The sequence below is a fragment of the Labilibaculum euxinicum genome (assembly GCF_009795715.1).
In the GTDB taxonomy this organism is placed as follows: Bacteria; Bacteroidota; Bacteroidia; order Bacteroidales; family Marinifilaceae; genus Labilibaculum; species Labilibaculum euxinus.
This window is the reverse complement of sequence record NZ_WTCR01000011.1, coordinates 67,101-80,930: the sequence shown is the minus strand read 5'-3', so window position 1 is coordinate 80,930 and position 13,830 is coordinate 67,101. Positions and strand designations below refer to the sequence as shown.

The following is a 13,830-nucleotide window of genomic DNA, read 5'->3' as shown; positions in this document are numbered from 1 at the left end:
AGAAATGAAAAAGTTAATATTTACAGCATTTGTTGCTTTAAGTGTATTGGTTTCTTGTAATCAAATCAATAAAAAACAGGCACTAAAAAAAGAAAATGGGAAGGAACATGCCGCTAAAACCATTGCTCAGATAATGGAAACAGCAGAGCAGAATGTAGGGAAAGAGGTTTATTTTGAAGGAATAGTAAAACATGTATGTGCTCATTCGGGTCGTAGAGTGATATTACTGGATGAAACAGGTAAACTGTCGTTAAGAGTTGAAGCTACGGGAGATATTAAGGGTTTTAACCGGGAATTATCAGGTTCTACAATTGCGGTTAAAGGAACGCTTCAAGAGAACCGTTTATCTGAAAAGTTTATTAACGATTGGGAAGCAAAAGTAAAGGCTAAAGAAGATGCCGAAGAAGGGGGAGAACATTGTGCCTCAGAAATGATAAATATTAATCAAATGCGCGAATGGATGAAAAAGGCAAATAGAAATTTTTATTTAGTTTATTTCGTAAACGGAACTTCGTATGAAATTGTGGAATAGTAAAAAGTTGAATAAAAGCATAAGGTCTCTGCATAGAGATCTTGGCTATTTATTTATAGGATTAACCTTGATTTATGCTGTGTCGGGAGTCTTATTAATCTTGAAAAAAAATGAGAAAGATCCTTCGTATCAGGAAATAGTTTTGGAGAAAAAAGCTAAACCAAATTTAAGTCCAAAGGAATTTAAGTTATACTTTCAAAACCATTTTAAAGACTTGCCAAAGTTAACACAGGTAATTCCGGCAAATGGAATTTATAATATCTATATTAAAGGTGGGTTGGGAGAGTATTACCCTAATAACGGTAAGGTTTTACTAACAACATATAAAAAGGTGCCGGTGTATAAGTTTGTGAATGATATTCACTACAATTCAGGCAAAAGGTTTTCATCAATAGCCATTATTTACGCAATTGTATTAATCTTTTTTGCCATTTCCGGAGCTGTTATGGTGAAAGGGAAAAATGGATTTAAGAAAAGAGGCATTTGGTTAATGATGATTGGTTTTATTATACCTGTACTTTTGTATTTTTTCACTTAGTTTGTACTTAGACAAATTCGTATTTGAAGTTTTTCTTTAAGGTAAATTCAAAAAGTAGGATACAAATTGGTTTGCTTTAAATCTCATTTATAAGATGAATTCTCAAATACTTCCTTGCATAGTAGTAGATAAATTCAATTTACTGAGCTTTCTTTATTGAGGATATTCTTTCCTGAAAAAGAATTGAACCGTGTTTCTTCCTCTTTCATAGCTTATTGACCAATAACTGTTAATAACTCAGATTGATTATCATATTTTTTCTTCTTACTATTGTGTTGATTTATAGGTTCCGAAAGGAATAATAGGGAATCACGTTTAATTCGTGAGCTGTCCCCGCAGCTGTAAATCCTCATATTTTTGGTTTCTGAAGCCACTGTTTTATCTCAACTAAAATGGGAAGGCAAACCAAAAGAGGACAAGCCAGAAGACCTGCCTGTAATGATTATTCGTAGCTTTCGGGAGAAAGGCAGAGAATGAGGATACACAATTAAATGTATCTTCCTATTCTATATTTTCCTCAGAAGCTATCATTTTTTTCAAAATCAAAAAACAATAAAATGAAAATGAATGGTAGTGTATCCGAATCTCAAATTCGGAAAAGAAACGGTCAGGTTGTTAAATTCAAGCCTGATAAAATTAAAAATGCAATCAATAAAGCATTTCAGGCAGTAGGTGAAGAACGCGTTGAACTAATCGAATTTTGTGTCAGTCAGATCATGAAAGAGATTGATTTTTCGGGAATTCCCAATGTGGAAGAAATTCAGGATTTGGTAGAGAAAACATTATTCAGATATGATTTGTTTGAAGTTGCGAAGGCATTTATTTTATACCGGAAACAGCATGAATTGGCTCGCGATACCAAGGAATTATTTTCCAATTTAAACTTGGTTGACGATTATTTGAATCTTCAGGACTGGAGAATAAAAGAAAGCGCGAATTCGTCATATTCTCTGCAGGGATTGAATCAACATATTTCGACCATTGTAAGTTCACAATATTGGCTGAATAAGATTTACCCGCAGGAAATTGGAGATGCTCACAAGAAAGGAGCGTTTCACATTCACGACCTTGGATTCTTAAGTGTGTATTGTGTAGGGTGGGATCTGGAAGATCTTTTATTAACAGGTTTTAAAGGCGCATCGGGCAAATTGGTTAGCCGGCCGGCCAAACATTTTCGTACCATTCTCGGACAAGTGGTCAATTTCTTTTATACCATGCAGGGAGAAGCCGCCGGAGCCCAGGCATTTTCGAATTTCGATACCTTATTGGCTCCTTTCATAAGGTACGATCAATTGGATGAAAATCAGATTAAACAGGCTCTTCAGGAGTTTCTTTATAATATGAATGTTCCTACCCGGGTAGGTTTCCAAACACCATTTACCAATGTGACCATGGATTTAAATGTTCCAAAATTTATGAGTGATCAGCCGGTAATTATTGGCGGCAAATTGATGAACGAAGTTTACGGGGATTTTCAGGTTGAGATGGATCTTTTTAATAAAATTTTTGCACAGGTGATTGAAGAAGGAGATGCCAATGGAAGTGTTTTTTCTTTCCCAATACCAACTTATAATATCACATCCGATTTTGAATGGGATAAACCAGCGTATGAAAACATTTGGAGAATTACTGCTAAATATGGAATTCCGTACTTTTCTAATTTTGTAAATTCTGATTTGTCGCCTGATGATGTGCGAAGTATGTGTTGCAGGCTGCGTTTGGATAAACGTGAACTGGCACGACGTGGAGGAGGTCTGTTTGGTGCAAATCCGTTAACCGGTTCGGTTGGAGTGGTAACTGTAAATTTACCTCGTTTGGGCTACGAAGCAAGTAACGAAGCCGAATTTTTTAAGCGGTTGGAGCATCTGATGAATTTGGCGAAAAATAGTCTGGAGATCAAACGAAAAATGATTGAAAATTTAACGGAAAAAGGATTGTTCCCTTATTCAAAATTTTATTTGCGTCATTTGAAAAACAGGAATGGCAAATTTTGGCAAAATCATTTTTCAACAATAGGCATTGTTGGAATGAATGAGTGTTGCCTGAACTTTATTGGAAGTGATTTGGTTTCGGAAGAGGGAAATGCTTTTGCACTTCGGATTTTTGATTTTATGAAGCAAAAACTGGTTAGTTTTCAAGAGGAAACAGGTAACATCTATAATTTGGAAGCGACTCCGGCCGAAGGAACAACCTATCGTTTGGCTCAGCTTGATACCAAAACTTACGATGATATAATTGTTGCCAATCAGGAAAACTTCCGAAAAGGGGCAGCACCTTATTATACCAACTCTTCGCAGCTTCCGGTTGCATATACCGATGATTTATTCGAAGCTTTAACATTGCAGGACAAGTTGCAGACGCAATATACCGGAGGAACTGTGTTTCATACATTTATTGGAGAAAAACAGCTTTCTGTTGATGCCGTAAAGTTGTTGCTGCAAAAAATAACCAATAATTATCATCTCCCATATATTACCTTATCACCTACATTTAGTATTTGCCACGAACACGGATACATTTACGGAGAACATGAATTGTGTCCGAAATGTGCTAATTCCGGTCAACGGACGGAATGTGAAGTGTTCTCGAGGATTGTTGGTTATCTGCGTCCCATACATCAGTGGAATGACGGCAAAAGACAGGAATTTAAGGAAAGAAAATTATTTGACAAAAAGGCTCATGTTGAGGAAGAAGAACAGGTCGTTTGCTAGCTGATTTTTCACCATCTTAATTTATTTCAATGCAAATATCAGGATTTATAAAGAACAGCTTAATTGATTATCCTGGAAAGGTATCTTCGGTGATTTTCACTCAAGCTTGTAATATGGCATGTAGGTTTTGTCACAATTGGGAGCTGATTTCGAAATATCACCCTATGGGAGATTCAGTTGGTGAAACTGAGGTGTTGAATTATTTAAAAAAAGCGAAGGGATTTATTGATGCCCTTGTTATTACCGGAGGTGAACCAACTGTTCAGTCAGATTTGGTCGCATTTATACGTAAAGTGAAGGAATTGGGACTATTTGTAAAATTAGATACGAATGGGACCAATCCCAAGCTTTTAAGAATTCTGATGCAGCAGAATCTGATTGATTATGTGGCAATGGATTTGAAGACTGTGCCTGAATTATCTGCATATAAAGGAATTGTTGGAAATCAGTTTACAGAAATTCAACTGATGAATGTGAAAAAGTCGATTGCTATTCTCAAAGATTCGCCGATTGATGTTGAGTTTAGAACAACACTAATTCGTGAGTGTCATTCCGAAGCCGATATTCGTAAAATGTGCGAAGTGCTTAAAGGAGATTACAAATACACTTTACAGTCGTTTTCACCCGTAAAAGTATTGGATTCATCTTTTGCAAATTATTCAGGCTATACTCATTTGGAGGTAGAAGAGATCATTAAATCCAACCAGGATTTAAATGGTAATATTAGCCAGATTGGTTAATTGATATAAGTTTTTTTAGTTTGTGGTTAATCCCCTGCCAAAGGACATACCTTTACGGCAGGGGATTTAACTAATTGCCAAAACTAGTCTATTTCGATTAAAACCTGATTGGACATTACACTATCGCCGTCTTTAACCAGGATTTTTGATATTGTACCATCTTGTGCGGCCAATATCTGATTCTGCATTTTCATTGCTTCGAGCAACACCAGAGGACTTCCTTTTTCAACTATACATCCTTCAGATGTTAATACCTCTGTAATTTTGCCCGGCATAGGAGCAAGTAAATTACAATTGGGCTTGATGAGATTATTTTTACGAAGTTTCTCTTTTCTTTGAAAAGTAGCTTCGGTATCAATTGTAAAGTTATAGGTGTTTCCGTTTACTAATACAGTACATTTATTCTGTTTTAATTCAACGATTTCACCAATGAAATTTTTGTCTTTGTATTGAATGATAAATTCATTGTCTTTTTCTTTTAATGTAAATCTTTCGTTTTTTGACCGGGAAGAAAGTACCTGATAGTTTTGTGTTTTTAAGCTGTACGATTGATCTCCGGAAAGCACAAAGTTCTTGTTTTTTTTAAGTGTAATCATGGCTAAAAAAGTTTATTTCTCATTTTAGTAGCCCACGCGGAATCCTCCTTGTGAGTCAAATTACTTTCGATTTTTTGTTTTTCGTTTAAATAAGCCTGAAGAGCCATTATGGCTGCAGCTTTTTCTTCATCCTGTTCCTGAAAGAAAGGTTTATCAAGTTTTTCTGATATAAACGATGTGTTGTATGATCCATTGATAAAATCGGGATGATTAAGCACCAGTTTAAAAAATGGAATTGTTGTTTTTACACCTTTTATTACCGTGTTTTCAATTACCGCTAAAGCATGCTTAATGGCTTCTTGTCTGTTATCTCCCGTAATGATCAATTTAGTAATCATAGAATCGTAACTGGGAGGAATTAATTTGCCGTTTTCAAAACCTGTATCAACACGCAGGAAACTGCATTCAGGAAATTCCATTCTATCAATAATTCCCGGATTAGGAGAAAAATCGGCTTGCACATCTTCGGCATTAATACGCAATTCAATTGCCCAGCCTTTTCTTTGAATATCGCCTTGTTGAAGTTCCAGTTTTTCACCAACTGCTGTTTTAATCTGTTGCTCAATCAAGTCGATTCCGGTTATTGCCTCGGTAATTGGATGCTCTACCTGCACTCTGGTATTCATTTCCAGAAAATAGAAACGATTATCTTTGTCCAATAAGAATTCTACCGTACCTAGTGTGTGGTAATTAATTTTCCGACAAAGATAAAGAGCCATTTCTCCCATTTTATTTCTCAAATCATCGGAAACAGCAACTGAGGGAGCTTCCTCCATTAATTTCTGATGTTTGCGCTGAATGGAACATTCACGTTCGAATAAATGAATGGCATTTCCATGCTGGTCGGCCAATACCTGTATTTCGATGTGTTTAGGACTTTCAATGTACTTTTCGATTAACAAAGAGTCGTCGTTAAAAGCTGATTTAGCTTCGTTTGTAACCAATTTGTACATCAGTTCCAATTCATCAGCCGAACGGACAATGCGCATTCCTTTGCCGCCACCTCCGGCAACGGCTTTCATAATCACCGGATAGCCAATTTGTTCCACCCAGGCTTTTGCATCGTAAAAATTAGTAATGTTTGTAGTGCTGCCAGCCAAAACGGGGATTCCGCTTTTTTGAGCAATATTGCGGGCCATCCCTTTGTTTCCCATCGTATAGATGGCTTTTTCGCTTGGGCCGATAAACAGAATACCTTCATCTTTGCATCTGCTTGCCAAATAAGGCGATTCGGAAAGAAAACCGTAGCCCGGATGAATGGCTTCGATTTGGTGTTCTTTTGCCAGACGAATTAGTTCTTCGGCATTTAAGAAAATGGATCCGTTTGGATTTTCTTCAAGAGTAATAATTTCATCGGCAAAGTCGAGATACAAAGCATTTGCCTCTCTGTTTGTCTGAATACAATACACTAAAACCCCCATTTTTGTGGCTGTTTTTGCAATTCTAATTGCAATTTCACCACGGTTTGCGATTAATATTGATTTGATCATTTTTAAGATATCAGTTCAAATTTGTTTGTATTTAAAGAGGAATATTTCCGTGCTTTTTAGCAATTTTCTCCATGTATTTGTTTTCCAGAGCTTCGAAAGCGGAAATTAATTTTTTACGTGTGTTGGCGGGTTCAATTACTTCGTCAACATATCCTTTTTCATCAGCAATGTATGGATTGGCAATATTTTCCTTATAGTCAGCAATTAATTTTGCTTTTAGTTCATCGGTATTTTTCGATTGGATTAGTTCTTTTCGATGAAGGATTTTTACTGCACCTTCGGGACCCATAACGGCAATTTCGGCAGTAGGCCAGGCAAAATTAAAATCTCCTCCCATATTTTTACTGTTCATCACAATATAAGCTCCGCCATAAGCTTTTCTTACTATTACTGTTATTTTAGGAACAGAAGATTCGCTAAATGCATACAATAATTTTGCACCGTGCCGGATAATTCCGGAATGTTCCTGATTGCTGCCAGGTAAAAAGCCGGGGACATCTTCCAGAACCAAAATAGGAATATTGAAAGCATCGCAGAAACGAACAAAACGGGCGGCTTTCTCTGCCGAATTAATGTCCAGAACTCCGGCTAAAACCTTAGGCTGATTGGCAACTAATCCTATTACTTTGTTTTGAAGGCGTGCAAATCCTATGATGATATTACCGGCAAAATTTTCAGATATTTCGAAAAAACTGTTCTTATCTGTAATATTGTTGATAATATCCAGCATATCGTAAGGAATGTTGGCCTCTTCAGGGATAATTACACCAAGTTTTTGGGGATTATTAGGAGCTAAAGCTTCTTGAGCCGATACAGGAGGAAAGTCTACATTGTTAGAGGGTAAATACTGCAATAATTTTCGGACCCCCAAAAGAGTATGTTCTTCATCATCGTAAACAAAATGAGCAACCCCACTTTTGGAACCGTGTATATCCGCACCTCCTAAATCTTCTGAATTTATTTCTTCATTTAAGACTTCTTTTACGATCTCCGGACCGGTTACAAACATGTATGCAGTTTGTCTGGTCATAAAAATAAAATCGGTAAGAGCCGGAGAATAAACGGCACCACCGGCAGCAGGTCCAAGTATGACTGAAATTTGAGGAATTACACCTGATGCTTTTACATTGCGGTGGAAAATTCCGGCATATCCTGCTAAACTTGCCACACCTTCCTGTATTCTTGCTCCGCCGGAATCAATTAGTCCGATTATTGGATGACCCATACTTAAGGCCATGTCTTGAACTTTCATGATTTTGGCGGCATGAACAGATCCCAGTGAACCTCCCATAAATGTAAAATCCTGAGCGAAGGCAAATACTTTGCGACCGTTTATTTTGCCATGTCCGCAAATTACACCGTCTCCATATATGTTCGTTTCTATGTTGCCTGAAGGTTTAACAAATGCGTCTATTTCCTCAAAACTGTTTTCGTCGAACAGCAATTCAATTCTTTCTTTGGCAGTTAGTTTTCCCTTTTTGTGTTGTTTCGAGAAATATTCCCAATTGTATTGTGCTGCTAACTGTTCTTGTCGGCTTGTATATTTTTGAAATGGTATTCTGTTGTCTTTCATTATTTTTAGTTGTAAAATTTAAATGAATTCATTGTGAGCATATTTTCCAAATAAATAGAATTTAGGTAAAAAGTAATACCAGTACTTGTGCGAGTAAAACCCGTAAGAACATGACCAAAGGGTATACAGTGGCGTAAGCAGTCGATTGTGCCTGAATCGGAGCGATTGAATTGGCAAATTCTAAAGCTGGAGGATCGGTCATGGATCCGGCCAGTAAACCACAAATAGTGAGGTAATTGATTTTTAGGGTATGAGCAATAACGGCAACGATAAGGAGAGGAATAAAGGTGATGGCAAAGCCATAAAGCATCCAGATGTAACCTTCGTTTAGAAGCGTTTGTACAAAATATTTCCCCGACGAAATTCCTACACATGCCAGAAAGAGAACAATACCCAGTTCCCTGATAAACAGATTGGCACTTGGAGTCATGTAGAAATCAAGTTTACCAATTCTGCCTTTGTGCCCAAGTATAAGAGCAATTAATAGTGGTCCGCCTGCCAAACCAAGCTTGGCAGGTGCAGGAAGGCCGTGAATATTTATCGGAAGCAAGCCAATAATAACACCTAGTAATATTCCCAGAAAAATGGGGAGGATATTAGGGTGTGATAGTTCTTTTACAGAGTTGCCAAGCAGAGAGGCAACTTTAATCAGAGCTTTTTTTTCTCCTACAATACGTACGGTGTCACCAAATTCAATACTATCTTCTTCCTTCGGCATTAACTCAATACCATTTCTGTAGATTCTGGTAATGTTTACAGGGAATTGGCGTGAGATCCCAATTTGCTTTATACTTTTTCCCGCCAGCTTTTTATTGGTGATCATCACTTGTTTCATTCCAAGTTTACCAGACACCTCAACATCTTTGGTTGTATTTATTTTGCCCAAATTAAGTTGAATGAATTTAAAATTTGCTTCTACCGATACTCCATAAAGAACATCTCCTTTTTCAAGAACTGTTTCGGAATCGGCAGCTATAAAATCATCGTTTCGTTTAATTCTTGAGAGAACAAAATTATTACTGCAGGTATCTTTCAGAAAAAGTATGCTTTTGCCAAAAAGGTTTTGGTTGGTAACCTCAACATTTATGGCAATTGGTTTTCCATCGAGGCCGGTAATTTCTTTATTGTATCGTTCTTCTTCCTGTTTTACATTGATTTTGAAAATTACACGCAGTAATATCATGCTGATAATGATTCCAAAAATTCCGAACGGATAAGCAACAGCATAGCCCATGCCCGCAATTTCGATATTTTCGCTTGCGCCCATAACATCGCCAATGGTTTGCTGAGCAGCACCTAAACTTGGAGTATTGGTAACAGCTCCGCACATAATTCCGGTGATCACGGAAGTGGGAACATCGAAAATAAATTTTATGGCAATTGCAATAAAGAAACCTGAAATAACAATTCCTGAAGCGAGCAGGTTAATCTTTAATCCATTATTTTTAAGTGAAGTGATAAAGCGTGGCCCCACCTCTAAACCAATGGAATAAACAAATAATATCAAGCCAAATTCTTTGATAAAGTGCAATACGTGTGCATCGGTAGCAGCTCCCAAATGACCAATTAACAGACCGGAAAACAGTATGCCTGCAATGCCCAATTTAATTTTGAAAAACCTTAGTTTTCCAAATAGAATACCTAAAACAGCGGCCAGACAAATGATGACAATTGTAGATGCTGTTCCTGGTGTAGTTAATAGTTCTATAATGTTCATGTTGAATTATTGGTGTTTTAAACGATATGATCTCAAAAGAAGATCATTTTTTAGTGAGAAATAAAGGGATATGAAAAGAGCCGGAACTCCCATCTACCTTGATACGAAGTCAGGATATTATGAATTGGCAAATGAAAGTGCCGGCTCAACTTAATTGATCCAAAGGCTGGTCAGGAATCAATAAGGAATGTTATAAACTTGTTGAAAGGAGAATAAAATATTTTTTTCGGAATGATTAGTTGTAAAGCCAAAATACATGTCGTATTTAGTCTTAACTGTTTTCTCCATTTCGCGAGGAGTGCTGCTTACTTTTTGCATAACAATACATTTTAAATGGTAAAACTGTATGCTTTGCGTTAATCAATAAAAAAACAGGAATAATAGAATTAAAAAGGAACTTTTAATTCACTAGCGAGTCCTGATTTTTAGCTTTATGTCGCGAAAGCATCAATCTAATTAAATAAGACAGGTCTCCTGGCTTTTCCATTTACAACGCCTTCCCATTCCATATGTTGGAACAGTGGCTTGATGTTGCAAACTGTTTTGGAATTACAGTTGCGCGTCAGCTCACGATTTTAACGTGATTCCCTATTAAACCCTTTTTACGGGGTATCTTAATTATTTTCGGAAGCAAAGTTATCAAAAAAAGTATCTAAAAAACAAATTTAAATTTCCTTTAAGTTGAATCAATTTGATTTCATGGCAATTAAAAAAGGAGAAGTAAAGAAACTGATCGTTTACAGAGGTATGGATTTTACAAGTAATCTATTGCTGAAGCTAATTTGATTTTCTGGGATGTTGATTAAAATAACAGAAGCTTAATTTGCTTGTAATGAGGATTATAAATTATGTGCTGATTTTCGGAAACCAGAATATTTATGCTATAAAACACTTTTGGTTTGTTTGATGTGAATACGATATCTTAAAATATATATAATACATTTGCATCGATTTTGGTGTTCTGCTCAGGCTATCGTCTGAGGGAATGAAAAGGGAATCCGGTGAGAATCCGGAACAGTACCCGCTACTGTAAATCTCATTTTGTCATGTGCAAAATATGGTTTTTACACCGCAAGCCACTCTCAGAAATGGGGGGAAGGCTGTAAAAGCTGAGATAAGTCAGGAGACCTGCCAAGTCGTAACTAAAGAACATTTTGCTTCCGGGAATCGAAGTATATGTATTGAACTTACGCGCGTGTTCGGTATTTATTTTTCTAATTTCTTTCTTTGTTTGTGTAAACATTTGGAGGCAAGATGTGATGTTTAAAATCAAAAACAACTCAATCATGCAAAAAAAGATGTTGTCCTTACTGCTTTGTGTTTTGCTTAGTCTATTTGTGGCCAAAGCACAAAATGTGAATGTAAAAGGAATTATTAAAGAAAATGGAGTCCCAATTGTCGGCGCAAATGTGTATGTGAAAGATATTGATCATGGTTCAGTTACAAATCCTTCAGGAATATTTCAAATTTTTGGCATTACTCCAGGTGAGCATATTGTCGAGATTACTTTTGTTGGCTACCAAAAAAAAATCAGTAAAATTGAAGTAAAACCTGATATGCCAATGCTGGAGTTTGAATTGGAAAAAACAGCAACTTTGCTTGATGGTGTCGAAATTTCTGCTGAATGTATTCGAAAAACGGAAGCAGCCTTAAAACTACCGGTTCCACTTAAAGATATTCCGTTAACAACATCAAGTGTTGGTGCTGAATTGATAGAGCAAACTCAGGTAAATAGCATCAACGAAGCTTTAAATTACTCTACAGGAATAAAACCGATGCTTAATTATGGCGGTTTTCAGACATTTACGATGAGAGGTTTTGGAGCTCCTGTAATTATGCAGGATGGAGCAAGGGATGAACGAATGAATTTTTCAAACAGTGCTCCTGTAACATCTTTGGCAGCAGTAGAACGAATCGAATTCTTAAAGGGCCCGGCTTCAGTGCTTTACGGGCACTCAGCAGTTGGAGGTATCATTAACATTGTTCGTAAGCAACCGTCGAAAGATTTACGGGCTAATTTTTCGACAAGTTACGGAAGTTGGGAAAGCAAAAGAGTTAATGTTGGTGTAGGAAACCGAATTAGTAATAAGCTGAGCTATCGCTTTGATGCTGCATTGTCCGATCAGAAGGGATGGCGAAACGCAGGTGATAAAACATCCAATGCTTACCTTGCTTTGAATTATGATTTGGATGACAAAAATCAGTTTGAACTTAGGGTGGGAGTAAATGACGATTTTTACGGAACCGAAACAGGATTACCAGCTGTAACAAATGATATTTATACGAAAGAAGGCAAATTATTGTACAAAAAAGGTGATTTACCAACTTCTTTCGACCGTAAACAACGTTATAACGATCCTGCTGATTTTTTGGATCATGAAAATGTTAACGCATCAATAAAATACACCCGGAAAACCTCCGGGAATTCCAAATTGCAAATGCAAGCTTCCTATTCTGACGATTTGATTGATTATTTTTCAACAGAAGAGCTGAGTTATTTGCATTCGGAAAATCCAATATACGATACTTATTTTTTAAAAGGAGGAGAAAAAATACATATCAGTTTAGATACTTTGCAACGTACTTATCCTTTACGATTTTCTCATCACACAAAAACTTTTCAAAATGATTTGTATTATTCAACTCAGATAAAAACAGGTTTGTTACAGCACAATCTTACAATGGGCTGTTTTTTCATGTATATCGATCGAATTTCTTACAAAGGGTATGATTTTGATGGAGGAGATGTAGCAGGAGCAGGTTTGTTTGCAAAAATTGCTGTTCGTAACCCTGTACTAAATCAAGGAGGTTTAACAACAAAGTTTTCAGGTGCAAGTATTTATCACGAAATGGTGAATGCTTTGTATGCACAGGATTTAATTGAGATTTCAAAACAATTTAAATTCATGCTGGGGATGCGTTTTGATTATTTTAACATGAGGTATCAGTCTGGAATAGTAAGTAATGGAAGAAATATTACATCCAAATCAAAAGAAAATGAGATTGTAAATAAATCTTTTTCATATCGGGCCGGAGTGGTTTATGAACCTATTGAGCCATTGGCATTGTATGCATCTTATTCAAGTTTCTTTAAACCAAAACGTTCTGTTTACGATGAGAGCTATGTGTATTTAAATAAAGATGGGAATCAATTTTATCCAAATGATGGTAAAGAAGTATACGAGCCCGAAAATGGTTATCAAGCCGAGTTGGGTGTGAAATACAATTATAATTCGAAACTGTTTGTAAATGCCAGTGCCTACTACATTAAAAAGAACAACATTGTAGAATACCTTGGAAAAACCGGTGAGGGAAATAAAATTTACGGACAAATCGGCGTTGTTGATTCCAAAGGATTTGATGTTGAAACTACTTTTAAACCAGTAAATTCGATAAGTATAAAAGCTGGTTATGCTTATAATACGGCAAAATACAGGAAGTATTCAGCGAATGGATATCATGACTCAAAACAGGGGAATTACATTCGGAACAATCCTAAAAACCATGTGTTTGTATGGGCACATTATCTGGTGCTTAAAGGAGCGTTAAAAAATTGTAGTGTAGGTGCTGGTATTGACTATACTGATAAGTTATATACCAATTCGTCTAATGAGTATAGTTTACCTGAATATTGGCTGTTTAATACTGTATTGGGTTATGGATTAGACAGAACTTATCTGCATTTGAAAATCAATAATGTTTTAAATAGAAAATATTATTCAAGTTCGGTTTATTCTAATCAGTACATTCCTGGACAAGAACGGAATGTTATGCTTACAGTTGGATTTAAGTTGTAGCAATAGTGAGGCTGTTAAAGTATGTTTAATATATACTTTAACAGCTCCTTAAAAAAAACATAAGAATTTGCCAAAGAGGGTAGGTTAGAAAGAAACAGATTTTCAGGCAAAATTTTCACGGCACTGCTATTCAAAT

Annotated in this window: 10 protein-coding genes and 3 riboswitches; of the genes, 5 read left to right on the top strand and 5 right to left on the bottom strand. The window is 36.3% G+C overall.

All coding sequences use genetic code 11. The features are described from left to right. Window positions 1-4 precede the first annotated feature (4 nt). The 4 genes from GQR60_RS14695 (at window position 5) to GQR60_RS14680 (ending at window position 4,521) form a co-directional block, all read left to right on the top strand. The gene (locus GQR60_RS14695; RefSeq protein ID WP_124993652.1) at window positions 5-532 is read left to right on the top strand and encodes a hypothetical protein; all 528 of its coding nucleotides are present in this window, start codon (window positions 5-7) and stop codon (window positions 530-532) included. Then, entirely contained in the window at window positions 516-1,070 is a 555-nt protein-coding gene (locus GQR60_RS14690) for a PepSY-associated TM helix domain-containing protein (RefSeq protein WP_124993651.1), read from the top strand. Before GQR60_RS14695 ends, GQR60_RS14690 begins: the two co-directional genes overlap by 17 nt. Before the next feature lie 267 nt (window positions 1,071-1,337). Then, window positions 1,338-1,521: riboswitch (cobalamin riboswitch) on the top strand. A gap of 106 nt (window positions 1,522-1,627) precedes the next feature. After that, complete coding sequence (locus GQR60_RS14685) at window positions 1,628-3,781, top strand: ribonucleoside triphosphate reductase (protein ID WP_225441429.1); 2,154 nt, start codon at window positions 1,628-1,630, stop codon at window positions 3,779-3,781. A 29-nt stretch (window positions 3,782-3,810) separates the two neighbouring features. Continuing rightward, window positions 3,811-4,521, top strand: a complete 711-nt coding sequence (locus GQR60_RS14680) for an anaerobic ribonucleoside-triphosphate reductase activating protein (protein ID WP_124993650.1) — start codon at window positions 3,811-3,813, stop codon at window positions 4,519-4,521. Between the two features lie 83 nt (window positions 4,522-4,604). Here GQR60_RS14680 and GQR60_RS14675 read toward each other — a convergent pair whose 3' ends face one another. From GQR60_RS14675 to GQR60_RS14655, 5 genes are all read right to left on the bottom strand, one after another. Further along, complete coding sequence (locus GQR60_RS14675; protein WP_124993649.1) at window positions 4,605-5,117, bottom strand: acetyl-CoA carboxylase biotin carboxyl carrier protein subunit; 513 nt, start codon at window positions 5,115-5,117, stop codon at window positions 4,605-4,607. 2 nt (window positions 5,118-5,119) lie between these two features. Then, on the bottom strand, window positions 5,120-6,607 hold the full coding sequence (locus GQR60_RS14670) for an acetyl-CoA carboxylase biotin carboxylase subunit (RefSeq protein WP_156195299.1): 1,488 nt from the start codon (window positions 6,605-6,607) through the stop codon (window positions 5,120-5,122). A 31-nt stretch (window positions 6,608-6,638) separates the two neighbouring features. Beyond that, window positions 6,639-8,180, bottom strand: coding sequence for an acyl-CoA carboxylase subunit beta (locus tag GQR60_RS14665; protein ID WP_124993647.1), 1,542 nt, complete (start codon window positions 8,178-8,180; stop codon window positions 6,639-6,641). A 61-nt stretch (window positions 8,181-8,241) separates the two neighbouring features. Further along, window positions 8,242-9,897, bottom strand: coding sequence for a putative transporter (locus tag GQR60_RS14660; RefSeq protein WP_124993646.1), 1,656 nt, complete (start codon window positions 9,895-9,897; stop codon window positions 8,242-8,244). Between the two features lie 177 nt (window positions 9,898-10,074). Beyond that, window positions 10,075-10,215 (bottom strand): hypothetical protein, encoded by a 141-nt coding sequence (locus GQR60_RS14655; protein ID WP_154675810.1) that lies wholly within the window; start codon window positions 10,213-10,215, stop codon window positions 10,075-10,077. 129 nt (window positions 10,216-10,344) lie between these two features. Then, a riboswitch (cobalamin riboswitch) is annotated at window positions 10,345-10,529 on the bottom strand. A 305-nt stretch (window positions 10,530-10,834) separates the two neighbouring features. Then, window positions 10,835-11,047, top strand: a riboswitch (cobalamin riboswitch). A 136-nt stretch (window positions 11,048-11,183) separates the two neighbouring features. Between GQR60_RS14655 and GQR60_RS14650 the strand changes: the two genes are divergently transcribed. Then, window positions 11,184-13,694, top strand: coding sequence for a TonB-dependent receptor (locus GQR60_RS14650; RefSeq protein WP_160463493.1), 2,511 nt, complete (start codon window positions 11,184-11,186; stop codon window positions 13,692-13,694). Window positions 13,695-13,830 lie beyond the last annotated feature (136 nt).